A 24028-nucleotide genomic window follows, 5' to 3' on the forward strand; every position below is an offset into this window, starting at 1 on the left:
GGCGGCGCCGGCGGCGGCTTCCGTCCGGGCGGCGCGCCCGGCGGCGGCTTCGGCGGCCCGCGCCCCGGTGGCGGCGGCGGCCGCGGCCGTGGCCCCGGCGGCGGCACGGCCGGCGCGTTCGGTCGCGGTGGCGGCAAGAGCAAGGCCCGCAAGTCCAAGCGGACGAAGCGGCAGGAATTCGAGATGCGGGAGGCCCCGTCGCTCGGCGGCGTGAGCGTCCCGCGCGGCGACGGCAACACCGTCATCCGCCTGCGTCGCGGCGCCTCGATCTCCGACTTCGCCGACAAGATCGACGCCAACCCCGGTTCGCTCGTCACCGTGCTGTTCCACCTCGGTGAGATGGCGACGGCGACCGAGTCGCTCGACGAGGCCACCTTCGAGGTGCTCGGCGCCGAGCTCGGCTACAAGATCCAGGTCGTCTCCCCGGAGGACGAGGACCGCGAGCTCCTCGAGGGCTTCGACATCGACCTCGACCAGGAGCTCGAGGACGAGGGCGACGAGGACCTCATGCCGCGTCCGCCGGTCGTGACCGTCATGGGCCACGTCGACCACGGTAAGACGCGACTGCTCGACGCGATCCGCAACGCGAACGTCGTCGCGGGCGAGGCCGGCGGCATCACCCAGCACATCGGTGCGTACCAGGTGCACACCGAGCACGAGGGCATCGACCGCGCGATCACCTTCATCGACACCCCGGGCCACGAGGCGTTCACCGCCATGCGTGCCCGTGGTGCCCAGGTGACCGACATCGCGATCCTCGTGGTCGCGGCCGACGACGGCATCATGCCGCAGACGGTCGAGGCGCTGAACCACGCCCAGTCGGCGAACGTGCCGATCGTGGTCGCGGTGAACAAGATCGACAAGCCCGACGCCAACCCCGGCAAGGTTCGCCAGCAGCTCACCGAGTTCGGGCTGGTGGCCGAGGAGTACGGCGGCGACGTGCTGTTCGTCGACGTGTCGGCCCGCGAGAACATCGGCATCCAGGACCTGCTCGACGCGGTCCTCCTGACCGCCGACGCCGGTCTCGACCTGCGCGCGAACCCCGACAAGGACGCGCGCGGCGTCGCGATCGAGGCCAAGCTCGACAAGGGGCGCGGCGCCGTGGCGACCGTGCTCATCCAGTCGGGCACGCTGAAGGTCGGCGACGCGATCGTCGCGGGCACGGCCTACGGTCGAGTCCGCGCGATGACGGACGAGAACGGCGACGCGGTCGCCGCGGCGACCCCGTCGCGTCCGGTCCAGGTCCAGGGCCTCTCGAGCGTCCCGCGCGCCGGCGACACCTTCCTCGTCACCGAGGAGGACCGCACGGCCCGTCAGATCGCCGAGAAGCGCGAGGCCGCCGAGCGCAACGCCCAGCTGGCCAAGGCCCGCAAGCGGATCTCGCTCGAGGACTTCACTCGTGCCCTCGAGGAGGGCAAGGTCGAGGCGCTCAACCTCATCATCAAGGGCGACGTGTCGGGTGCCGTCGAGGCGCTCGAGGAGTCGCTGATGAAGATCGAGGTCGACGACTCGGTCCAGCTGCGCATCCTCCACCGCGGTGTGGGTGCCGTCACCGAGAGCGACATCGACCTCGCCACGATCGACAACGCGATCGTGATCGGGTTCAACGTCCGCCCCGACGTGAAGGCGCGCGAGCGCGCCGCCCGCGAGGGCGTCGACGTTCGCTTCTACAACGTCATCTACAACGCGATCGACGACATCGAGAACTCGCTGAAGGGCATGCTCAAGCCCGAGTTCGAAGAGGTGCAGTCGGGTGTCGCCGAGATCCGCGAGGTGTTCCGCTCCTCGAAGTTCGGCAACATCGCCGGTGTCATCGTGCGGTCGGGAACGATCACGCGGAACGCCAAGGCACGCGTCATCCGCGACGGCGTCGTGGTCGGCGACAACCTGGCCATCGAGTCGCTGCGCCGGTTCAAGGACGACGTCACCGAGGTCCGGACGGACTTCGAGGCGGGCATCGGCCTCGGCAAGTACAACGACATCCAGGTCGGCGACGAGATCGAGACCATCGAGATGCGCGAGAAGCCGCGGGTCTAGGCCCACGGTGCGGGGCCCCGTTCGTCGAGAGATGAGCGGGGCCCCGACCCCTCGACCAGAACCGAAGGAACCGTCCCGGGCGTCGCCGCAGCCGCGGCATCCGGGGCGGAACGGAAAGGCAGGCCATCATGGCCGATCCGCAGCGGGCCAGGAAGCTGGCCGACCGCATCAAGGAGATCGTCGCGCGTCGCCTCGACAAGGGCCTGCGCGACCCGCGCCTCGGGTTCGTCACGATCACCGACGTCCGGGTCACGGGCGACCTGCAGCACGCGAGCATCTTCTACACGGTGTACGGCACCGACGAGGAGCGACGCGATTCGGCGCTCGCGCTGAAGGCCGCGACGGGGATGCTGCGGAGCGAGGTCGGGCGGAACATCACGGCTCGGCTGACCCCGACGCTCGAGTTCATCGCCGACGCGATCCCCGAGAACGCGCAGCACATCGAGGAGCTCCTCCGCGAGGCGCGCGATCGCGACGCCGAGACCACGGCGCTCGCCGCCGGTGCACAGTACGCCGGCGACGCCGACCCGTACGTCACGCCGCGCGAGGCCGACGACGAGTTCGACGACGAGGCGGGTCGCTGACCCACCCGAGTCTGCGCCACTCGGGCCGTCGACGGCCCGATGCGGGGTCTGCTCGAAGCGGTGGACGCCGTTCTGGAGCCCGCGTGATCACGGCCCCGCCGGGGCGTCGGGCGCAGTCCGTCCGAGCAGTGCCGCCCGAGCCTCGGCCATGCGGGTTCGGAGCGCGGCGATGAACGCGACCGCCGTCGGCTGTCGCAGCGCCTCGGGTCGGCACACGAGCCAGTAGGGCAGGCGCTCCTCGACCTCGTCGGGGAAGAGCCGCACGAGATCGTCGTGCGGATCGGCGAGGAACGCCGGCAGCAGGCCGAATCCCGCTCCGGCGCGCGTCGCGTCGACGTGCACGTAGACGTTGGTGCTCGAGACGGCGTCGACCATGCCGCGCGTCGACCGCCGCGCCGCGTCGAGCGCGTCGACCTGGAGCATCGACTCGATGAAGTACACGAGGGGTTCGCCGGCGAGGTCGTCGACCGATGCCGGCACGCCGCGCCGGGCGAGCAGGCTCCGGCTCGCGTAGAGGCCGAGCACGTAGTCGCCGAGGTGGATCGCCTCGGCGCGGTGCACGTGCGGGCGGCCGACGACGACCTCCAGGTCGACGCCGACGCGCTGCTGTGCGGCGCGTCGGGTCGCGGCGACGATCTCCAGCGAGACATCCGGATGCCGCGCGCGGAGCGCCGCCATCGCGGGCGAGGCGATGAACCCGCTGAAGCCGTCGGTCGCCGACAGGCGGACGACGCCCGCGAGCGTCGGCTCGTCGGGGGAGAGGCGCCGCAAGGCCTGCTCGACATCCTCCGCGGCGGCGAGCGCGTGCTCGCCGAGCGGGGTCAGGACCCACCCCGCCGCGCCACGGACGAGCACCCGGCCCCCGAGCGCCTGCTCGAGCGCGTCGATGCGGCGGGCGATCGTGGTGTGGTTGAGGCCGAGCCGTGCGCCGGCCCCGGTGTAGCGGCCCTCCCGGGCGACGGCGAGCAGGACGATCAGGTCGTCGGCGCTCGGCGCCCGGCGCGGCGGTGCGGCTGGCATCTGTGCAGTTTCGCACATCACTGGTGCGAGGTTCGCCATTGGACTGCACAGGCATGCACGCGAGACTCATCCGGTGACGCGACAGCGTCCGACCCCCTCCACGTTCCATGCAAAGGAGCATCGAATGACCCAGGCACCCGCACGGGACGCCGCCACCGAGCCCTCCACCTCCGGCCTGCGGCGCGTCGTCACCGCGTCGATGGCGGGAACCGTCGTCGAGTGGTACGAGTTCTTCCTCTACGCCTCGGCCGCCACGCTCGTGTTCGGCACCGCGTTCTTCCCGCCATCGGACGACCCGTACGCGGGCATCATCGCCGCCTTCCTCACGTACGCGGTCGGCTTCATCGCCCGTCCGCTCGGCGGGATCGTGTTCGGTCACCTCGGCGACAAGTACGGACGCAAGCGCCTGCTGCAGTTCAGCATCATCCTCATCGGCGTCGCGACGTTCCTCATCGGCTGCCTGCCGACCTACGCGCAGGTCGGGCTCCTCGCACCGGCGCTGCTCGTGCTGCTGCGCTTCCTGCAGGGATTCGCGCTCGGCGGCGAGTGGGGCGGCGCGGTCCTGCTCGTGGCCGAGCACAGCCCGTCCGAGCGTCGCGGCTTCTGGGCCAGCTGGCCGCAGGCCGCCGTGCCCGTCGGCAACCTGCTCGCCACGCTCGTGCTGTTCGTGCTCAGCTCGACGCTCTCCGACGAGGCGTTCCTCGGCTGGGGCTGGCGCGTCGCCTTCTGGCTCTCCGCGGTCATCGTGCTCATCGGCTGGTACATCCGCACCAAGGTCACCGACGCGCCGATCTTCCTGGAGATGCAGGCCGAGCGCGACGCAGCGAAGGCGACGAGCTACGGTGTCGTCGAGGTCATCAAGCGGTACCCGCGGGGCGTCGTGACCGCGATGGGCCTCCGCGTCGCGGAGAACATCCTCTACTACGTCGTCGTCACCTTCTCGATCGTCTACCTCACGCAGGTCGTGAAGGAGGGCACGGCGAACACGCTGCTCATCCTCGTGGCCGCGCACGCCGTGCACTTCGCGGTGATCCCGGTCGCCGGCAACCTGTCCGACCGCTTCGGACGCAAGCCGGTCTACGCGGCGGGCGCGATCCTCGGCGCGACGTGGGCGTTCTTCGCCTTCCCGCTCATGAACACGGGGAACCCGATCATCATCTGGGCGGCCATCTCGCTCGGCCTGGTCTTCCACGCGCTCATGTACGCCGCGCAGCCGGCGATCATGGCCGAGATGTTCCCGACGCGCATGCGCTACTCGGGGGTCTCGCTCGGCTACAAGGTCACCTCGATCTTCGCGGGCTCGCTCGCGCCGATCATCGCGACGAGCCTGCTCGGCCAGTACGGTTCGAGCGTCCCGATCGCGATCTACGTGGCGATCGCCTGCGCGATCACGCTCGTCGCCGTGGCGGCGGCGCGCGAGACCCGCGGGCTCGACCTCCGCGAGGTCGACGCCGCCGATCGGGCGCGCACCGAGGCCGACGCGACGATCTCCTGACCGACGGGCGGTCGACCCGCCCGCCGACCCAGACGGATGCCCCGGGGTCGACCCCGGGGCATCCGCTCGTCCATGCGACACCCGGACGGACCGGTGGGCCCTGTCCGGAGCGAGGGAGCGGGCGGTACACTGCGGGCGTCGGCGTCGCCCGGTCGACGACCCGAAGGGGTGGTCGCGGCGTGCCGACGGGAGGAGAAGGCATGAGCGTCGCACGACCGGTCATCATGGTGGTCGTACGGGACCCCGGCGCCCGGACCTCCGTGGTCACCGAGCTCGAGCGCCGCTATCGCGTCGACTACGAGGTCGTGCAGGCGCACGACGAGCAGGAGGCCGCCGAGCGCATCGAGTCGCTCGCCGACGAGGGCGGCCTGCTCGCGCTGATCCTCGCCGATCGCGCGGGCGACCTCGAGGGCCGGACCGTCTTCTCCCGCGCCCGGCGCCGGTTCCCCGACGTCCGGCGCGGCCGCCTCATCGAGTGGGGCCAGTGGGGCGATGCGGCCGTGCGGGAGGAGATCCTGTCGCTGATGGCCGCCGCCGAGCTGGAGTACTACGTCATCCGCCCGTGGCACTCGCCCGACGAGTACTTCCACCGCACGATCACCGAGTTCCTGCTCGAGTGGGAGCGCTCCATCGGCCTGCGACCCAGGGAGGTCGCGGTCATCGGGAAGGCGGGGTTGCCGCGCACGCACGAGCTCCGGAGCCTCCTCGCCCGAGGTGGGATCCCGCACGAGTGGCTGGAACCCGATTCGGACGCCGCGCGCGAGCGGCTGGCGGCGGTCGGCGTCGAGGACGAGGTGCCCGACGTCCCCGTGGTGCTGCTCCTCGACGGACGCCTGCTGCGCGACCCGGGCAACGCCGAGCTCGCCGCCGCGTACGGGCTGACGACGACGCTCGACGGAGAGGCCGATGTCGTGGTCGTCGGGGCGGGGCCCGGCGGGCTCGCCGCGGCGGTGTACGCGGCATCCGAGGGACTGGACGTGCTCGTCGTCGAACGCGAGTCGATCGGCGGGCAGGCGGGCTCCAGCTCGCTGATCCGCAACTACCTCGGCTTCTCGCGGGGCATCTCGGGGTCGGAGCTCGCGCAGCGGGCGTACCAGCAGGCGTGGGTGTTCGGCGCGCGCTTCGCGCATGCGCGCGAAGCCGTCGGCATCGAACGCGACGCCGACGGGTTCCGCGTGCGCGTCGCGCCCGAGGACTGCATCCGCTGCTCGTCGATCGTCCTCGCGACCGGGGTCTCCTACCGCCGACTCGAGGTCGACGAGCTCACGCCGTTCGAGGGGGCCGGCGTCTACTACGGCGCGTCGGCGATCGAGGCGCAGGGCATGGCCGGCCGCCACGTCACGATCATCGGCGGCGGCAATTCCGCCGGACAGGCGGCGCTGCACCTGTCACGGTACGCGGCATCCGTCACCGTCCTCGTGCGCGGCTCGGGTCTCGCGGCGTCGATGTCCCAGTACCTCATCGACCAGCTCGTCGCGCAGGGCGTCGCCGTGCGCACGCGGGCCGAGGTCGTCGGCGGCGGCGGCGACGGCGTGCTCGAGCACATCCGCGTGCGGGATCGCGACACGGGAGAGGAACGCGACGTCGAGTGCGGCGGGCTCTTCGTGCTGATCGGCGCGGCGCCCCGAACCGAGTGGCTGCCGCCCGAGATCCTTCGCGACCGATGGGGGTACGTGCTCACCGGACCCGAGGTCGTCGCCGAGGGCGAACGCGCGAACTGGCCCCTCGAGCGCGAGCCGTTCCCGCACGAGACGAGCGTTCCCGGCGTGTTCGCCGTGGGCGACGCTCGGCGCGGCTCGGTCAAGCGCGTGGCGTCGGCGGTCGGCGAGGGCTCGGTCGTGGTGTCCTCGGTGCACCGGCGACTCGCCGAGGTCGAGACCGGCACGGTGGAGCCGGCGTCCGCGGCGACGCTCGGGGTCGCACCGCCCTCGGAGGAAACGCCCACGCCACCGGCCCCGCCAGCTCCACCTGCGGATGACGTTGCGCCGACGGCCGCGGTCGGGTCGGAGGCATCCGGGCCGTGAGCGCGCTCGCGCCCGGCACGGGGCCGGCGGCGCCGCCGCCGACCGCCGGGCGGATCGCGTGGGCGATCGTGCTCCTCGCGATCCCGCTCGCCGGGCTGGCGCTCCTGATCGCCCGCCCGGCGCTCGACCTCGAGTGGGAGCACCAGCCGACCCACTTCTGGCTCGTGCTCGCGGCCGGGACCATCAACGCGGCGCTCGCGTGGGCGGTCGCGGCGGCGGCGCGCCTGCGCCACGACGCACGACTCGTCCTCGTGTCGCTGTCGTTCCTCGCGGCGGCCGGGTTCCTGGCGCTGCACGCGCTCGCGACGCCGGGCGTGCTGCTCTCGGGCAGCAACACCGGGTTCGCGCTCGCCACTCCCGTCGGCCTCACGATCGCCGCGGTGTTCGCGGCCTGGTCGAGCTCAGACCTCGACGGCGCGCGCGGCGCGCGCGTGCTCCGGCTCGCGCCATGGCTCGTGGCCGCGCTCGTCGCGGCCATGCTCGCCTGGGGCGTGGTGTCGTTGCTCGAGCTCGGCCCGTTCGCGGAGACGGCCCCCGAGCGCATGACGATCCCCTTCGCGCTGCTCGCCATCGTCGGGCTCGCGTGCTACGCGGTCGCCGTCGTCCGGTACCTCCGGATGCCGCGGCACGCCGCCTCGCCGCTGCCGCTCGCGTTCGCCGCCGCCTTCACCCTCCTCGCCGAGGCCGAGATCGCGGTCGTGTTCGGCCGCAACTGGCACCTGTCGTGGTGGGAGTGGCACGCCCTCATGCTGGCCGCCTTCGTGGTCATCGTCGTCGCGGCCCAGCGGTCGTGGCGCGAGGAGCGCTGGGCCGGCCTCTACACGCAGGACACCGCGGCCGGCGAGCGCGAGGTGTCCGTGCTCTTCGCCGACCTCGCCGGCTTCACGAGCTTCTCGGAGGCGCACGACCCGGCCGAGGTCACCGCGACGTTGAACGCGTACTTCACCGACGTGATCCCACCCCTCGTCGAACGCTTCGGCGGCCGGGTGGACCGGTTGATCGGCGACGCCGTGATGGTCGTGTTCGAGGACGCCGGCTCGACCTCGTCGCACGCCCGCCGGGCGGCCGGCGCCGCGCTGGCGCTGCAGCGCGCGGCCGGGGCGGTGCAGGCCTCGCACCCGGACTGGCCGAGGTTCCGTGTCGGCGTGAACTCCGGCGTGGCGAACGTGGGGCTCCTCGGCACCGGCGGCGGGCGCACCTACACCGTCATCGGCGATGCGGTGAACGTCGCCTCGCGGCTGGAGGGTTCGGCGCCCGTCGGCGGGGTCGCGATCGGCGCGGACACCGCACGGCGGCTCGGCGGATCGGCCGTGCTCCGTCCTCTCGGCGCACTCCAGGTCAAGGGCCGCCGGGCACCCGTCGAGGCGTTCGAGCTCATCGGGCTCGACGGGGAGTAGTCGGGCTCACGCCTCCGGCAGTGCGACGCCGCCGTCGACGAGCACGGCGAGACCGTCGGCCACGAGGCCGTCGAGCGCTCGCGCGAGCCGGTCCGGGTCGGCGACGGCGCGCGCGAGTTCCTCGTGGGGAATCGGGCGGTGCGCGGCGCGCAGCTCGCGCATGACGAGTCCGCGTGCTTCGCGGTCGCTGCCCTCGAACCGCGGCTGGCGTGACCGGCGTGGGCCCTCGTACGCCGGGTACCCGGCGGCTCGCCAGGCGCAGCGGGGCGCGATCGGGCACTCGTCGCAGCGCGGCGCACGCGCCGTGCAGACCGTCGCGCCGAGTTCCATGGCGGCGGCGTTGAACGTGCGCGCCTCGCGGCGGTCCTCGGGAAGGAGCGCGGCCATCCCGGCGAGGTCGCGCGCCGTGGACGGCGGGCCGGCCTCGGCGAGCCCGTCGACCGCTCGGGCGATGACCCGCCGCGTGTTCGTGTCGACGACCGGGTGCCGCTCCCCGAACGCGAACGCCGCGACCGCTCGCGCCGTGTACGGCCCGATGCCCTGCAGGGCGAGCAGGGAGTCGAGGTCGCGCGGGACCTCGCCGCCGTGACGCTCCACGATCTCGGTCGCCGCGCGGTGCAGCCACAACGCGCGACGCGGGTAGCCCAGTCGATCCCACATCCGCACGGCCTCCGACGGCGGCGCCGCGGCGAGGTCGGCGGGCGTCGGCCATCGCCGCATCCACTCCTCCCAGCGCGGCTGCGCGCGCGCGACCTGGGTCTGCTGCAGCATGAACTCGCTCACGAGCACCGCCCACGGGGACACGTCGGCCGCCCGCCAGGGGAGCGGCCGGGCGGCGTCGGCGAACCATCGGTTCAGGTCGCCGGGGATCGCGCCGGCCGGCGCCGGGTCGGCGTTCGGCGCGCGGGTCGGCATCCGTCCAGCGTACGGCCCCGCATCGCCGGAGCGGCGGTCGACGAGGTCGAGTGCGCCGACGTACGCTCGGAGCATGCGCCTGGTCACGACGCCCCGGGTGGCGTTCCTCCGAGGAGTCGCCGACGAGATGCTCGCCCGCATGGGCCGCGGGCGGGTGGTCGTCGCGATCGACGGGCCGCTCCGGAGCGGCAAGACCGACCTCGGGGACGACCTGGCCGACGTGCTCCGCGAGCGCGACCGCGCGGTGTTCCGGGCGAGCGTCGAGGACTTCCACCGCTCGCGCGAGGCTCAGGCCGAGTACGGCCCCGACACCCCCGAACGCTACTGGCGATACGGCATCGACGAGTCCCTGCTGCAGCGCACGCTCATCGAGCCGTTCCGGATGGCCGGGTCGACGGCGTTCGTCACGCGCGGCTTCGACCTCGCGCGCGACGCGTGGGTCGAGCCGAAGTGGCGCACCGGTCCCGCCGACGCGATCCTCGTGCTCGACGGCCGGTTCCTGCTGCGGGCGCGCCTGCGCGACGAGTGGGACGTGGCCATCGCGGTCGACGGCGAGCCGACCGATGCCGCGGACCGCCTCGCCTACGCGTCGAGCGATCCGCGCGAGGTCGCGTCGATCGTCGTCGACCTCGCCGACCCGGCGCATCCGCGGCGGGGTGCGGCGGGCGCCGCCGGCGCCGACGAGGGACCGGCCGACGAGGCGTGGGCCGAGGCGGCGGGCACGCCGCCCGAGGCCGACTGACGTCGGGTCGCTCCGCGCCGCTCGGACCGACGCGGACGGTCGGGCGCGTCAGTCCGTCCGCGAAGCGGGCGAGCCGCATGGCGCGGCATTCCCGTCGACGTCCGCCGAGGGGTGGCCGGATCCCTCCGCCGGGCCCCGAGCGCGCGTCGACGCGCGATTCCGCCGGACGACGAGGCGGGCGAGCAGTCCGAGTGCGGCGATCACGACGGCGACGACGAGCGGGGGCACGACGACGTCGGGCATCGTCGAGGCCGATCGGAACACGCCGACCGCCTGGTCGAGCATCTCGTCGGGGTGGCGTGCGAGCACGCGGCTTCCGGCGGCGCTCGAGACCGCGATGATGAGCGCCGGACCGATCCACAGCACCGCGAGCGCGACGATCGCGGCGATGACGCGGCCGACCGTTCCGACGCCGCCCCACGCGATCGCGACGCCGACGAGCACCGCGGGCAGCCAGCGCAGCACGAGGAGCACGGCGTCGGTGACGGGACCGGTCGTCACCGGGTCGGGCAGGAGGAGGCCGCCGACCCAGGACGGCGCGAGCACGGCGGTGAGGGCGAACGCGATGACCGCGCCCGCGCGCGGCGCGGCGGCGACGAGGAGCATCACGAGCACGCCGACGAGGTTCGCGAGCACCGCGATCCCGACGAGGGCGGCGACGTAGAGGTCCGACTCGACGCGCTCCTCGAGCCCGCCGCGGACGACCGTCGTGGTCTGCACGATCGCGGTCGCCTGCACCGCGAGGAGTCCGACGAGCATCCAGGCGACGCCGAAGCGCCGCTGCCGCGTGCGCGTCGCACGCGCGACGATTCCCGCGGTCGCGGCGCCGACGACGAGCAGCGCCGCGATCCTCGTGAGGAAGTACTGGCTGAAGGGCAGGAGGACCAGCGGGTACTCCTCGGGCGCGGCATCCGTCGCCCACAGGTTCTGCAGCGGCAGACGCATGCCCTCGACGAGCCACGGCAGCAGGCCGAGGGCGGCCGCGCCGGCGCCGATGAGCAGGCACAGCCACCAGCCGAGCTGGCGCGAGTGCGCGGCCTCCGGCTCGGTCGGGTCATCGGTCGAGCGGTCCGGCTCGGTGGCGGTGTCGTCGGGTTCCACGTGGGCTCGCTTCGGTCGGGTCGTTCCGGTCGGGTGCACGGGCACCCTAGCCGCACGACGGCCCGGACCCGGTCAGTCCGCGCCGACCTCGCCGAGGACCGCGATCACCCGCTCGGCCGGCAGCGGGGTTCCGGAGGCCTCGACCTCGTGAACGAGCGCCGTGAGCGCGCGGTTCACCGGCGCGTCGATCCCGGCCGCCTGCGCCTCGCGGACGACCGCCCCGTTCAGGAAGTCGACCTCGGTCAGCTGGCCGCGACGGAGGCTCTGCTGCGTCGACCCGAGGTTCGGCACCGAGCCCATGCGCACGCGCATCGACCACGGCAGCACCTGCGCGGCGCCGAGCGGCAGGCGCGCGAACGCGCGCAGGCGACGGTCGCCGAGGCCCTGCAGCGATCCGAAGCGGATGCCGCGGGCGACCCCCACGCGCACGCACTCGCGCATGGAGGCCGCGACCACGCGCCGGAGCGCGGGGTCGTCGACGACCTCCTGGACGCTCCGACCGACGATCGCCGGCACGGCGTTCAGCATGTTGACGACGAGCTTCGTCCACTGCGCGCCCCGGAAGTTCGACACGGCGACGATCGGCACGGCCTCGGAGAGGAGGGCGGCGGTGCGTCGCACCTCGTCGTCGGGCGCCCCGTCGCCGCGACCGAGGTAGCTCGCCGCGGTCGTCGTCACGCGTACGGATCCCGGCTCGGTGTAGTTGGCCGCGATGATCGAGAGCATGCCCATGCACGACGAGCGGGGGAGCAGCCGCTCAGCGGTCGCGACGCCGTCGAGGCCGTTCTGCACGACGACGACGGGCACCCCGTCGATCGCGGCGCCGTTCGCGGTGATCGCGGTCGCGGCATCCTGGGCCTTCGTGCAGACGAGGACGAGGTCGGGGCGCGCGGTGAGCCGCTCGGCGGCGGCCGGATGCGCGAGCGCCTCGCCGTACCCGCCCGAGAGCCGGATGCCGCCCTCGCGGATCGCGTCGAGGCCCGCGCCGCGGGCCGTCACCTCCACGTCGTGCCCTGCGCGCGCGAGCAGTGCGGCGAAGGTGCCGCCGAGCGCGCCCGCGCCGATGATCCCGATCCTCACCGGACCAGCGTAGGGCGACCCGGCCGGGACCGACGGCACCCGCTGTTAGCCTGTACGGCGTGAACAGCGGCATCCTCCTCGTCGACAAGCCGCAGGGGATGACCAGCCACGACGTCGTCGCCCGCGTGCGACGCCTCGCGGGCACCCGGAAGGTGGGTCACGCCGGCACGCTCGACCCCATGGCGACCGGGCTGCTCCTGCTCGGCATCGAGAGCTCGACGCGGCTCCTCCATCACCTCGTGGGTCTCGACAAGGAGTACCTCGCGACCGTGCGCCTCGGCTGGGCCACGACGACCGACGACGCCGAGGGCGAGGCGCTCCCCGCGGCCGCCGCCGAGGCCGTCGCGGGGATCGGACGCTCCGAGGTCGAAGCCGGCATGGCCGAGCTCACCGGCACGATCGAACAGGTCCCGAGCGCCGTCAGCGCCGTCAAGGTCGACGGCAAGCGCGCCTACCAGCGCGTGCGCGAGGGCGAGACGGTCGAGCTCGCGGCGCGCACCGTCACGGTGTCGGCGTTCGACCTCCTCGAGGTGCGCGAGGGCGACGGATGGCTCGACCTCGACGTGCGCGTCGCCTGCTCGTCGGGCACCTACGTGCGGGCGCTCGCCCGCGACCTCGGTTCCGCGCTCGGCGTCGGCGGCCACCTCACCGCGCTCCGGCGCACGCGCATCGGCCGCTTCGACGTCGCCGAGGCGGGTGCGCTCGAGGGACTCGACGTCGCCGCGGCGCGGCTCTCGCCCGCGGCGGCGGCACGGCGCGTGCTGCCGGCGGTCGACGTCGACGCCGACGCGGTGCGCGACCTCCGCCACGGCAAGCGCGTCGACGCCCCGCCTCCGGTCCGTGAGCTCGCCGGGGGCACCCCCGTCGCCGCGATCGGCCCGGGCGACGTGCTCGTCGCGATCGTCGAACGCCGCGGCCCGCAGCTCAAGGTGATCACGGGGTTCCCCGCCGAGGAGGTCGCATGATCGAGTGGTTCGCCTACACGCAGGTCGGGGTCGCGGTCGTCGCGGGTCTGCTCTGCATCGTGCTCGGCCTCGCCGGCCGCGTGCCGAACGACCTCGTGCTCGGCGCGCTCGCGCTCGTCGAGGTGCTGCTGCTCGGCCAGGTCGTCGTCGCGCTCGTCGCACCCGCCGTCGGCAACCCGCCGACCGGGAGCCTGCTCGAGTTCTGGGTCTACCTCGTCAGCGCGGTGCTGCTGCCGCCCGCGGCGGCCCTCTGGGCGCTCATCGACCGTGGTCGCTGGGCGACCGTCGTCTGCGGCGTCGCGGCGCTCGCCGTCGCCGTGATGGTCTACCGCATGCTCCAGATCTGGACCGTGCAGCAGGCGTGAGGCTCGGTCTGGGAGAATCGGACGACATGAACGAGACATCCACCGCACCCGTCGGCGCCCGTCGGCGCGGGCGACTCAGCGGCATCGGCCGGGTGCTCGTCGCCGTCTACGGCGTGCTCGCGCTCGCGGCGACGGGGCGCTCGCTGGTGCAGATCGTCGAGAAGTTCGACGAGGCCCCCGTGGCCTACGCGCTCTCGGCGCTCGCCGCCGTCGTCTACGTCGTCGCGACGGTCGCGCTCGTGATGCCCGGTCGCAGCTGGTACCGCATCGCGTGGGCGACGATCGTGTTCGAGTTCACCGGCGTGATCGTGGTGGGCCTCCTCAGCATCCTGCGGCCCGACCTCTTCCCGCACGACACCGTGTGGTCGTGGTTCGGGCGCGGGTACCTGTTCATCCCGCTCGTGCTGCCGCCGCTGGGCATGTGGTGGCTCGCGCGCCATCCGGTGCAGGATCCCGCGGCCGACGCCGGCGCAACCGCCGGGCGCACCGCGGTCGACGCGGAGGGGCGCGCGTGAGGACCTTCGCGGGGATCGAGGCGGTCCCCGCCCACTACGGTCCGTCCGCCGTGACGATCGGCAAGTTCGACGGCGTCCACCAGGGGCACCGCGCGGTCATCGCGAAGCTGCGCGAGATCGCCGAGTCGCGACACCTCGAGGCGGTCGCCATCACGTTCGACCGGCACCCCGCCGCCTTCCATGCGCCCGACCGGTGCCCGCCGCAGCTCGTGAGCACCCGCCAGAAGCTGGAGCTGCTCGCCACGACCGGCCTCGATGCGACGGTGCTGCTCCACTACGACGCCGCGCTCGCGTCGAACACCGCCGATGCGTTCGTGCGCCGGTTCCTGGTCGACGCGCTCGATGCGAAGGTGCTGCTCGTCGGGTACGACTTCCGGTACGGCGCCGGCAACGAGGGCGACGTGACGATGCTCCGCCGCCAAGGCGAGGAGTTCGGGTTCGAGGTCGTCGTCGTCGAGGACGTCGTGCCCGAGGGCGGGCGGCGCGTCTCGTCCACCTGGATCCGCGAGCTCCTCGATCGCGGCGAGGTCGAGCACGCCGCACGGCTGCTCGGGCACGTGCCGACCGTCAGCGGCTTGGTCGTGCACGGCTTCAAGCGCGGTCGCGAGCTCGGGTACCCGACGGCGAACCTCGCGCTCGACTCCGAGGGGTTCGTCCCCGGCGACGGGGTGTACGCGGGCTGGCTCATCGACGGCGGCGTGCGCTATCCGGCGGCGATCTCGGTCGGCGACAACCCGACCTTCGAGGGCGTGCCGAAGAAGCAGGTCGAGGCGTACGTGCTCGACCGCGACCTCGACCTCTACGACCACGTGGTCGGCGTCGAGTTCGCCCACCGCATCCGCGGCATGGAGAAGTTCGACGGCATCGACGCGCTCATCGTGCAGATGGGCCGCGACGTCGAACGGGCGAGAGCCCTCGTCGGCTGACCGCGGCCCTCCGGGCGGTGGGCGTCGCGCGCGTCAGTCGGTCGCGGTCGGCGCCGGCGACGACTCGTCGTCGAGCGGTCGGTGCGGTGCGACCGTGCCGATGCCGGTGAGGAAGCGCAGGAGCCCGTTCGCCGTGTCGACGAGGAGGCTGCCGTGCCCGAACTCCCATCCGGCATCCGTCGCCCGCAGGGTGTGGCCGGCGATCACGGCTCGGATCTCGGTCGGGGCCGCCGCGGCGCGCCGCAGCGCGACGGTGCCCGACGCGCGAGGCGAGAGCGGCACGACCCTTCCCGCCGCACCGCTGACGAGGAGCGTCGCGACCACCGCGTCGTCGAGTTCGACGACGCCCGTGGGTCGTTCCCGCGCGAGGAGGTCGGCGGCCCGGGCGTCGAGCGCGTCGGCCGCGGCGGCGGGGCCGTCGAGGGCGCGCAGTTCGTCGAGTCGCCGGGCTTCGCCGCCGCGCACGAGTCGCTCGGCCGCGTCGATCGCCCGTCTGGTGCGAGTGCGGTCGAAGCCGCGGACGAGCTCGGCCGCGATGTCGGCGACGCGCCAGCCCGTGCGCTCGGTGGCGCGCGTCCAGAGATCGTCACCTCCGGCGCGCAGCAGCGCGGCGAGCGCTCGCAGCACCTCCGTGGTCTCGGCGCGCCGGTCGGCGGTGACGCCGGACTCGTCCACGTCGGGGCGCCGGCTGAGCGGCAGATAGCGCGAGAGGTCGGCCACGGCACCAGCCTAGACGCGGCGCCTCGTGTCGCGACCGCGGGTCCTGCACCCGGCCGCCGATGGTCCGGCGGACGCGGTCGCGGAACCCGCGGTGCCGGTTCCCGCCGGGGCGTCAGCCGGCGACGGGAACGGCCGCGGTCGCCGGCGCGGTGCCGAGCTGCTCGTCGGCGACCGGAACCGCTCCGCTCGGCTGCGTCGAGCGGCCCGCGGGGAGCAGAAGCGCGAGCAGTCCGGCGACGGCGAGCACCGCCGCACCGGTCGCGACCGCTGGGATCGCCGCCTCCACGTACGCCGTCGGGGTGAGTTCGCCCCCTGCGCCCGTGAAGACCGCCGTGAGCACGGCGACGCCGAGGGCGCCGCCGATCTCGCGGAGCGTCGAGTTGGTGCCCGAGGCCTTCGCGTGGTCGCGCTCGGGCATGTGCGCCAGCACCGCCGTCGCCATGGGGGCGAAGACGAGGCCCATGCCGATCCCCGCGAGGGCGAACGCCGGGACCAGGGTCGGGTAGGCGACGTCGGCGCTCAGGGTGGCGGCGATCCAGAACATGGCCGTCGCCTGCGCGGCGAGCCCCGCGACCATCAGGGCGCGAGTGCCGACGCGCGGAGCGAGCAGGCCCGCGAGGGGTGCGACGAACATCGGCGCCAGCGTCCACGGCATCGTCATGAGCCCGGCCTCGAGGGCGCTGCGACCCTGCACGACCTGGAGGAACTGCACGAGGAGGAAGATCGCGCCGAAGACGCCGAAGCTGAAGGTGAAGCCGACCGCGTTGGCGACGCTGAAGCTGCGGTCGCGGAAGAGCGACAGCGGCAGCACGGGCGAGGCGGCGCGCGACTCCCAGACGAGGAACGAGACGAGCATCACCGCGCCGGCGACCAGCGGGACGAGCACCTCGCCGCTCGTCCAGCCCGCCTCGTTGCCGCGGACGATGCCGAAGACGAGGCCGAGGACGCCGAGGCCGGCGAGGGCGACGCCGAGGAGGTCGACCGGGCGGCGCTCGCCGCGCGCGTCGTCGAGGACGAGGCGCGCCAGGAGGAAGGCGACGACGCCGATGGGCACGTTGATCCAGAAGATCGACTGCCAGTTCCAGCCCTCGATCACTGCGCCGCCGACGAGCGGACCGAGTGCGACGCCCAGGCCGGACACCCCGCCCCAGATGCCGATGGCGAGCGGGCGCAGTCTGGTCGGCACGGCGCCCGCCACGAGCGTGAGCGAGAGCGGCATGATCGCCGCCGCGCCGAGCCCCTGGACGGCTCGGGCGCCGATGACCATCCAGGGCTCGGTGCTGAGTGCGGTGAGCACGCTCGCCGCCGTGAAGACGGCGATCCCGGCGAGGAAGACGGTGCGTCGGCCGATGCGGTCGCCGAGGGCGGCCGCGGGGAGGATGAAGGTCGCGAACGCGAGCGTGAAGGCGTTGAGGAACCACTGCAGCTCCTCGATCCCGGCGCCGAGGTCGACGGCCATGACGGGCAGCGCGTTGGTGATGACGAGGTTGTCGAGCGACGCCATGAACATCGGCAGGGACGTCGCCACGAGGATGAGCCAGACGGGAGCCCGGCGGAGTGATGGCATTTCGCAACTCGTTTCGATCGAATGAAGTAATCGAATGATTACAAGAACCGAATGTAGTTATCGACTGATAACATGTCAAGCATGACCCCACGACCCGAGCGCATCCCCGCCGAGGAACGGCGGGAGCAGATCCTCGCCGCCGCCACGACCGTGTTCGGCGAACTCGGGTACGCGGCCGCGACCACCGATCGCGTGGCACGGGCGGCGGGCATCAGCCAGCCCTACGTCGTCCGGCTCTTCGGCACGAAGGAGCAGCTCTTCCTCGAGACGCTGGACCGCACGCTCGCGCGGCTGCTCGCGTCGTTCCGTTCGGCGCTCGCGGCGGAGGGGACCGGTGCCGGGCCGGCCGAAGGCGGCCGCGCCGACGACGCATCCGATGACGCGAAGGACCGCGAGGCGCGCCTCGGGGCCGCCTACCTGGAGCTCGTCGAGGATCGCGGGACGCTGCTCACGCTGCTCCACGGCTTCATGATGGGCTCGGACCCGGTCATCGGCCCCGCCGCGCGCGACGGGTTCCTGCAGGTGTTCCGGATGCTCCGCGACGAGGCCGGGTTCACGCCCGAGCAGATCCATCGGTTCCTCGCCGACGGGATGCTCATCAACACGCTGCTCGCATCGGGCATCGGACTCGCGGCCAAGCGCGACCGCGACGCGGCCGATCTCATGGACTGCACCTTCGGCGCGCACGTCGCCGAGGTGCTCGAGCGCGCATCCGCGTGAGCGACGTCCCGGTGGTCGGCGCGTCCGGCCGGGCGCCCGCGGCCGCGCCTAGACTCGGCGGGTGAGTCACGCGACGACCAGGCCGCTCTGGCACGGGCGGACGCTCGCGCTCCTCGGCATCCTGCTCGTCGCGTTCAACCTGCGCACGGCCGTCGCCTCGCTCTCGCCGATCCTCGACCTCGTCGAGCGCGAGATCCCGATCTCGACGGCGCTGGTCGCCGTCCTCGGCATGCTGCCGCCGCTCTGCTACGCGGTGTTCGGCATCGCGACGCCGGTGCTCACGAGGCGGGTCGGCCTCGAGCCGGTGCTCGTCGGCGCACTCGTGGCGCTCGTCGTGGGCAGCGCCGCACGAGGCATCGCGGGGTCGGCATGGTGGCTCTTCGTCGCGAGCGCGGTGACGTTCGCGGCCGTCGGCGTCGGCAACGTGCTGCTGCCGCCGCTCGTCAAGCGGTACTTCCCCGACCGCATCGGACTCGTGACCGCGCTCTACGTCACCGCCCTGTCGGTGAGCACGTTCGTGCCGCCGCTCGTCGCGGTCCCGGTCTCCGAGGCAGTGGGGTGGCGCACCTCGTTCGAGATCTGGGCTGCGGTCGCCCTCGCCGCGCTGGTGCCCTGGGTCGCGCTGCTCGTCCACCCGCGCCGCGCCGCGCCGGGGGAGCTGCCCGAGGAGGCCGAGCCCGGGCTGCTCCGCCGTGCGTTCCGGTCGCCGCTGGCCTGGGCGCTCGCGACGGTCTTCGCGATCGCCGGCTTCAACGCCTATGCCGTCTTCGCCTGGATGCCGTCGATGCTCGCCGACACGGCGGGAACGAGCCCGGCCGCGGCCGGCATACTGCTCGCGCTCTACGCCGCGATGGGCCTGCCCGTCTCGCTCGTCGTCCCCGCACTGGCCACGCGCCCGGGGCGGGTGCGGGCGATGGTCGCCATCGCGGCGGGCACCATCGCGGCCGGTTGGGCGGGACTGCTCCTCGCCCCCGGGGCCCTCACCTGGCTGTGGGTGGCGCTCGCGGGCATCGGCCCGCTGCTGTTCCCGCTCTCGCTCGTGCTCGTCAACCTCCGGACGCGAACGCACGCCGGCTCGGTCGCCCTCAGCGGGTTCGTGCAGTCCGTCGGCTACGTCGTCGTCGCGCTCGGTCCCGTCGCCGTCGGACTCCTTCACGAGGCGACCGGTGCCTGGATCGCGCCGATGCTGCTGCTGCTCGTGAGCGCCGTCCCCGCGCTCATCGCCGGGATGGTCGTCGCGCGCGCCGGGTTCCTCGAGGACGAACGGCAGCGCTGAGGTCGTTCCCTCGGCGCGGGCTGCCCGGTCGCGCGATGCTGCCATCCGGCGCGCGTCATCCGTCTCGCTCTGCTCATGTGAGCAGACTTGCACGCGAGTGTTGCCGATGCGCGATCGCCTGCCTACGCTGGATGGGGCGGAAGGAGACGAATGGACGAGACCGACGAACTCCTCTCGATCCGCGCGGCGGAGCTCTACTACGAAGAGAACAAGACGCAGGACGAGATCGGCCAGGCGCTGCGGCTCACGCGCTGGAAGGTGGGGCGGCTGCTCGCGCAGGCCAAGCAGCGCGGCTTCATCCGCATCGAGATCCTGCATCCGCGCGCCAGGCGCCTGCCGATCGAACGGCGCCTTCGCGAGGAGCGGGGTCTGGAGGACGCGATCGTCGTCTCGTCGGCCGGCGTCGCCTCGCCCGACGAGCTGCAGGCGCGCACCGCGCAGGCCGCGGCCGACTACCTGACGGCGCTCCGCCCGGTTCCCCGCACGCTCGGCGTGAGCTGGGGCCGCACGCTGTTCGAGATCTCCCAGCACCTCCGCAACGGCTGGGCGACCGGCGTGAACGTCGTCCAGATCAACGGCGGCGTGAGCCTCAACCGTCGCGCCGGAACGGCGGCCGCGACCGCGGTCGCCATTGCCCAGAAGGGCGGCGGCAGCGCCACGCTGCTGCCCAGTCCCGCAATACTCGAGCACCTCGCGACGAAGGAGGCGATCGAGTCCGACCGCGTCGTCGCGGGCGTGATCGAGCTCGCCAGGTCCGCCGACGCGTACCTCTTCAGCGCCGGCCCCGCCGACCACACATCGGTCCACATCGAGAGCGGCTACCTCACCGAGGCCGACGTCGACCTGCTCGTGCAGAAGGGCGCCGTCGGCGACGTCGTCGGTCGCTACATCGACTCCGAGGGCAACATCGTCGATCCCGCGCTCGACGCGCGGACCGTCGGCCTGACGCTCGAGCAACTCCGCGACGGGCGCCTCCGCATCGCCGTGGTCGCCGGTCGCAGCAAGCACGCCGTCGCCGACGCGGTCGTGCGCTCCGGCCTCTGCTCCGTCCTCGTCACCGACGAGGCCACCGCACTCCACCTCCTCGACGGCTGATCCGGCCGAACCACGAAAGACAGGTCACCAACCATGTCCGGCACCTCCCTCGTCACCGCGCGCGAGCGCGCACTCGCCGTCCTCGGCGGCGAGCCCGACGACGCAACGCTCCGCAGGTACCTCCACGGCATCGCGGGCGTCGACGCCGTCGGGCTCGAGCAGCGCGCTGCGGGCCTCGGCACGCGTTCCATCAAGACGTCCTCCAAGAAGTGGGCGCTCGACCGCATCATCTCGCTCGTCGACCTGACGACGCTCGAGGGCGCAGACACCCCCGGCAAGGTGCGCTCCCTCGTCGCCAAGGCGATGAACCCCGACCCCGCGGATGCCACGACCCCGCGCGTCGCGGCCGTCTGCGTGTACGGCGACATGGTGCCGTACGCGGTCGACGCCCTGGGCTCGGTCCACGGCGACCCCGACGACGGTCTCATCTCGGTCGCCGCGGTCGCGACGGCGTTCCCCTCCGGTCGCTCGTCGCTCGAGATCAAGCTCGCCGACACCGCGGAGGCGGTCGCGAACGGCGCCGACGAGATCGACATGGTCATCGACCGCGGCGCGTTCCTCGCCGGCCGGTACGGCCTGGTCTTCGACCAGATCGCCGCGGTCAAGGAGGCCTGCCGGCGCCCCGACGGAACGAGCGCGAGCCTCAAGGTGATCCTCGAGACCGGCGAACTCGTCACCTACGACAACGTCCGCCGCGCGTCGTGGCTGTCGATCCTCGCCGGCGGCGACTTCATCAAGACCTCCACCGGCAAGGTGCAGCCGGCCGCGACCCTGCCCGTCACGCTCCTCATGCTCGAGGTCGTGCGCGACTGGCACCTGATGACCGGCCAGCGCATCGGCGTGAAGCCCGCCGGCGGCATCCGCGCCTCGAAGGACGCCATCAAGTACCTCGTCACGGTCGCCGAGACCGTCGGCGAGGAATGGCTGCAGCCGCACCTGTTCCGGTTCGGCGCGTCCAGCCTGCTGAACGACGTGCTGCTGCAGCGCCAGAAGATGGCGTCCGGCCACTACTCCGGCGCCGACTACGTGACGATCGACTGAGACGAGAGCACCGCATCATGAGCTTCCTCGAATACGCACCCGCCCCCGAGTCGCGGGCGATCCTCTCGCTCCGCGACAGCTACGGCCTCTTCATCGACGGCGAGTTCGTCGACGGCCGCGGCACCCCGTTCCCGTCGATCTCGCCCGCCAGCGAGGAGCGCATCGCCATGATCGCGAACGCGAACGAGGCCGATGTCGACGACGCCGTCGCCGCCGCGCGTCGCGCGCACGACCGCGTCTGGTCGCGCATGACCGGTCGCGACCGCGGCAAGTACCTCTTCCGGATCGCCCGCCTCATCCAGGAGCGCGCCCGCGAGCTCGCCGTCGCGGAGTCGCTCGACAACGGCAAGCCGATCAAGGAGTCGCGCGACGTCGACGTGCCCCTGGTCGCGGCGTGGTTCTTCTACTACGCCGGCTGGGCCGACAAGCTCGACTACGCGGGTCTCGGCGCGAACCCGAGGGCGCTCGGCGTCGCCGCGCAGGTCATCCCGTGGAACTTCCCCCTGCTCATGCTCGCGTGGAAGATCGCGCCGGCCCTCGCGGCCGGCAACACCGTCGTGCTGAAGCCGGCCGAGACGACCCCGCTCACGGCGCTCATCTTCGCGGAGATCGTGCAGCAGGCCGACCTGCCCCCGGGCGTGGTGAACATCATCACCGGCGCGGGCGACACGGGCGCCGCGCTCGTCGGGCACGAGGGCGTCGACAAGGTCGCCTTCACGGGCTCGACCGGCGTGGGCCGAGCGATCGCGAAGCAGGTCGCCGGGACGCACAAGAAGGTCACGCTCGAGCTCGGCGGCAAGGCCGCGAACATCGTGTTCGACGACGCGCCCATCGACCAAGCGATCGAGGGCATCGTCAACGGCATCTTCTTCAACCAGGGCCACGTGTGCTGCGCGGGCAGCCGCCTGCTCGTGCAGGAGTCGATCCACGACGAGGTGGTCGAGCGGCTGAAGACCCGCCTGTCGACGCTGCGCCTCGGCGACCCGCTCGACAAGAACACCGACATCGGCGCGATCAACTCCCGCGAGCAGCTCGACCGCATCCGCGAGCTCTCCGACGCCGGCGTCGCCGAGGGCGCCGAGCGCTGGAGCGCGCCGTGCGAGATCCCCGAGAACGGCTTCTGGTACGCGCCGACGATCTTCACCAACGTGCAGACCTCGAACCGGATCGCGCGCGAGGAGATCTTCGGGCCCGTCCTCTCGGTGCTCACCTTCCGCACGCCGCAGGAGGCCATCGCGAAGGCGAACAACACGCCCTACGGCCTCTCCGCCGGCATCTGGACCGACAAGGGCAGCCGCATCCTCGCGGTCGCCGACCAGCTCCGCGCGGGCGTGGTGTGGGCGAACACGTTCAACCGCTTCGACCCGTCGAGCCCGTTCGGCGGCTACAAGGAGTCGGGCTACGGCCGCGAGGGCGGCCGCCACGGCCTCGGCGCGTACCTCGCGCCCGCATCGGTCACCGGGACCGCCCGCCCCGCGCCCCGTGCCGTCGAGGCCGCCTCCGCGGCATCCGCCGACGAGAAGCCGGCCCGCCGCATCCGCCGAACGACCAAGCCCGCGAAGAAGGGAGCCGCGAAGTGAGCCGCCTCGCCGTGCCCAAGACCTACAAGCTGTTCATCGGCGGTGCGTTCCCGCGCAGCGAGTCCGGCCGCACCTACGAGGTGCGCTCGGCCGACGGCGGGTTCCTCGCCAACGCCGCGAAGGCCTCGCGCAAGGATGCCCGCGATGCCGTGGTCGCCGCCCGCGCCGCCGTCGCGGGCTGGGCGGGCGCCACCGCATACAACCGCGGCCAGGTGCTCTACCGCATCGCCGAGCTCCTCGAGGGCCGTCGGGCGCAGTTCGTCGCCGAGATCGAGGAGGCCGAGGGCCTCACCCGCGCCCAGGCCGGCGCGCAGGTCGACGAGGCCATCGACCGCTGGGTCTGGTACGCGGGCTGGGCCGACAAGTTCGCCCAGGTCGCGGGCAACGCGAACCCGGTCGCCGGCCCGTACTTCAACATCTCGGTGCCCGAGCCGACGGGTGTCGTCGCGATCGTCGCGCCGCAGGACTCCTCGCTCGTCGGATTCGTCTCCGCGATCGCGCCGGCGCTCGTCGCCGGCAACGCGGTCATCGTGGTCGCGAGCGAGCGGTTCCCGCTCTCGGCGATCAGCCTTGCGGAGGTGCTCGCGACGAGCGACGTGCCGAAGGGCGTGGTGAACGTGCTGACCGGCTCGCCCGCCGAGATCGCACCGTGGCTCGCGAGCCACGCCGACGTGAACGCGATCGACCTCGTCGGCGCGGGCGCGCTCGACTGGGTCGACCTCGAGATCGCGGCGGCCGACACGCTGAAGCGGGTGCTCCGGCCCGAGCAGGGTCCGGATGCCGCGGCTCCGGCGCTGGACCGGATCGCCGCGTTCACCGAGACGAAGACGGTCTGGCACACGAAGAGCCTGCGGTAGGCGGCA

At 73.1% G+C, this 24028-nt stretch carries 22 protein-coding genes; 16 read left to right on the forward strand and 6 right to left on the reverse strand.

What is annotated here, in order from left to right; all coding sequences use genetic code 11:
- Together infB and rbfA are read left to right on the forward strand one after the other, a co-directional pair.
- Positions 1-2037: translation initiation factor IF-2 (gene infB, locus ACSJD1_RS15800; protein ID WP_438856244.1), on the forward strand; the 2037-nt coding region annotated here is incomplete at its 5' end.
- Positions 2038-2165: 128 nt separating this feature from the next.
- Positions 2166-2621: a 30S ribosome-binding factor RbfA gene (gene rbfA / locus ACSJD1_RS15805; RefSeq protein ID WP_438856245.1), complete on the forward strand. Its 456-nt coding sequence runs from the start codon at positions 2166-2168 to the stop codon at positions 2619-2621.
- 87 nt (positions 2622-2708) lie between these two features.
- On the opposite strand, the gene ACSJD1_RS15810 is transcribed toward rbfA, so the two are convergent.
- Positions 2709-3641 carry a LysR family transcriptional regulator gene (locus tag ACSJD1_RS15810; RefSeq protein ID WP_438856246.1) on the reverse strand — a complete coding sequence of 311 codons (933 nt, stop codon included), beginning with the start codon at positions 3639-3641 and terminating at the stop codon, positions 2709-2711.
- A 124-nt stretch (positions 3642-3765) separates the two neighbouring features.
- On the opposite strand from ACSJD1_RS15810, the gene ACSJD1_RS15815 reads away from it, so the two are divergent.
- The 3 genes from ACSJD1_RS15815 to ACSJD1_RS15825 all read left to right on the forward strand — a co-directional run bounded on the left by ACSJD1_RS15815 (position 3766) and on the right by ACSJD1_RS15825 (position 8557).
- The gene (locus ACSJD1_RS15815; protein ID WP_438856247.1) at positions 3766-5136 is read left to right on the forward strand and encodes an MFS transporter; all 1371 of its coding nucleotides are present in this window, start codon (positions 3766-3768) and stop codon (positions 5134-5136) included.
- A gap of 200 nt (positions 5137-5336) precedes the next feature.
- Entirely contained in the window at positions 5337-7160 is a 1824-nt protein-coding gene (locus ACSJD1_RS15820) for an NAD(P)/FAD-dependent oxidoreductase (RefSeq protein ID WP_438856248.1), read from the forward strand.
- Positions 7157-8557, forward strand: a complete 1401-nt coding sequence (locus ACSJD1_RS15825) for an adenylate/guanylate cyclase domain-containing protein (protein ID WP_438856249.1) — start codon at positions 7157-7159, stop codon at positions 8555-8557. Before ACSJD1_RS15820 ends, ACSJD1_RS15825 begins: the two co-directional genes overlap by 4 nt.
- Before the next feature lie 6 nt (positions 8558-8563).
- On the opposite strand, the gene ACSJD1_RS15830 is transcribed toward ACSJD1_RS15825, so the two are convergent.
- Positions 8564-9472 (reverse strand): HhH-GPD family protein, encoded by a 909-nt coding sequence (locus tag ACSJD1_RS15830; protein ID WP_438856250.1) that lies wholly within the window; start codon positions 9470-9472, stop codon positions 8564-8566.
- A 73-nt stretch (positions 9473-9545) separates the two neighbouring features.
- Here ACSJD1_RS15830 and ACSJD1_RS15835 point away from each other — a divergent pair, with 73 nt between their 5' ends.
- Positions 9546-10214, forward strand: coding sequence for a nucleoside/nucleotide kinase family protein (locus ACSJD1_RS15835; protein ID WP_438856251.1), 669 nt, complete (start codon positions 9546-9548; stop codon positions 10212-10214).
- 48 nt (positions 10215-10262) lie between these two features.
- On the opposite strand, the gene ACSJD1_RS15840 is transcribed toward ACSJD1_RS15835, so the two are convergent.
- Positions 10263-11315: a hypothetical protein gene (locus ACSJD1_RS15840; RefSeq protein WP_438856252.1), complete on the reverse strand. Its 1053-nt coding sequence runs from the start codon at positions 11313-11315 to the stop codon at positions 10263-10265.
- A gap of 72 nt (positions 11316-11387) precedes the next feature.
- Positions 11388-12395: a ketopantoate reductase family protein gene (locus tag ACSJD1_RS15845; protein WP_438856253.1), complete on the reverse strand. Its 1008-nt coding sequence runs from the start codon at positions 12393-12395 to the stop codon at positions 11388-11390.
- Positions 12396-12454: 59 nt separating this feature from the next.
- On the opposite strand from ACSJD1_RS15845, the gene truB reads away from it, so the two are divergent.
- The 4 genes from truB to ACSJD1_RS15865 are packed head-to-tail and all read left to right on the forward strand — an operon-like array spanning position 12455 to position 15166.
- Positions 12455-13360 carry a tRNA pseudouridine(55) synthase TruB gene (truB, locus tag ACSJD1_RS15850; RefSeq protein WP_438856254.1) on the forward strand — a complete coding sequence of 302 codons (906 nt, stop codon included), beginning with the start codon at positions 12455-12457 and terminating at the stop codon, positions 13358-13360.
- On the forward strand, positions 13357-13725 hold the full coding sequence (locus tag ACSJD1_RS15855; protein WP_438856255.1) for a hypothetical protein: 369 nt from the start codon (positions 13357-13359) through the stop codon (positions 13723-13725). Before truB ends, ACSJD1_RS15855 begins: the two co-directional genes overlap by 4 nt.
- A 26-nt stretch (positions 13726-13751) precedes the next feature.
- Positions 13752-14240 (forward strand): hypothetical protein, encoded by a 489-nt coding sequence (locus ACSJD1_RS15860; RefSeq protein ID WP_438856256.1) that lies wholly within the window; start codon positions 13752-13754, stop codon positions 14238-14240.
- Complete coding sequence (locus ACSJD1_RS15865) at positions 14237-15166, forward strand: bifunctional riboflavin kinase/FAD synthetase (protein ID WP_438856257.1); 930 nt, start codon at positions 14237-14239, stop codon at positions 15164-15166. Before ACSJD1_RS15860 ends, ACSJD1_RS15865 begins: the two co-directional genes overlap by 4 nt.
- A 33-nt stretch (positions 15167-15199) precedes the next feature.
- Here ACSJD1_RS15865 and ACSJD1_RS15870 read toward each other — a convergent pair whose 3' ends face one another.
- The gene (locus ACSJD1_RS15870) at positions 15200-15886 is read right to left on the reverse strand and encodes a hypothetical protein (RefSeq protein WP_438856258.1); all 687 of its coding nucleotides are present in this window, start codon (positions 15884-15886) and stop codon (positions 15200-15202) included.
- 112 nt (positions 15887-15998) lie between these two features.
- Positions 15999-17453, reverse strand: coding sequence for a DHA2 family efflux MFS transporter permease subunit (locus ACSJD1_RS15875; protein ID WP_438856259.1), 1455 nt, complete (start codon positions 17451-17453; stop codon positions 15999-16001).
- Between the two features lie 81 nt (positions 17454-17534).
- On the opposite strand from ACSJD1_RS15875, the gene ACSJD1_RS15880 reads away from it, so the two are divergent.
- The 6 genes from ACSJD1_RS15880 (at position 17535) to ACSJD1_RS15905 (ending at position 24022) form a co-directional block, all read left to right on the forward strand.
- On the forward strand, positions 17535-18173 hold the full coding sequence (locus ACSJD1_RS15880; RefSeq protein WP_438856260.1) for a TetR/AcrR family transcriptional regulator: 639 nt from the start codon (positions 17535-17537) through the stop codon (positions 18171-18173).
- Positions 18174-18234: 61 nt separating this feature from the next.
- Positions 18235-19449 (forward strand): MFS transporter, encoded by a 1215-nt coding sequence (locus ACSJD1_RS15885; RefSeq protein ID WP_438856261.1) that lies wholly within the window; start codon positions 18235-18237, stop codon positions 19447-19449.
- 150 nt (positions 19450-19599) lie between these two features.
- On the forward strand, positions 19600-20544 hold the full coding sequence (locus ACSJD1_RS15890) for a sugar-binding transcriptional regulator (protein ID WP_438856262.1): 945 nt from the start codon (positions 19600-19602) through the stop codon (positions 20542-20544).
- Positions 20545-20577: 33 nt separating this feature from the next.
- Positions 20578-21585: a deoxyribose-phosphate aldolase gene (gene deoC / locus ACSJD1_RS15895; RefSeq protein WP_155051793.1), complete on the forward strand. Its 1008-nt coding sequence runs from the start codon at positions 20578-20580 to the stop codon at positions 21583-21585.
- A 17-nt stretch (positions 21586-21602) separates the two neighbouring features.
- Positions 21603-23165: an aldehyde dehydrogenase family protein gene (locus ACSJD1_RS15900; RefSeq protein ID WP_438856263.1), complete on the forward strand. Its 1563-nt coding sequence runs from the start codon at positions 21603-21605 to the stop codon at positions 23163-23165.
- Entirely contained in the window at positions 23162-24022 is an 861-nt protein-coding gene (locus tag ACSJD1_RS15905; protein WP_438856264.1) for an aldehyde dehydrogenase family protein, read from the forward strand. The genes ACSJD1_RS15900 and ACSJD1_RS15905 overlap by 4 nt, the downstream gene beginning before the upstream one ends.
- Positions 24023-24028: the final 6 nt, after the last annotated feature.

It is taken from the genome of Agromyces excoecariae, from assembly GCF_051715505.1.
In the GTDB taxonomy this organism is placed as follows: domain Bacteria; phylum Actinomycetota; class Actinomycetes; order Actinomycetales; family Microbacteriaceae; genus Agromyces.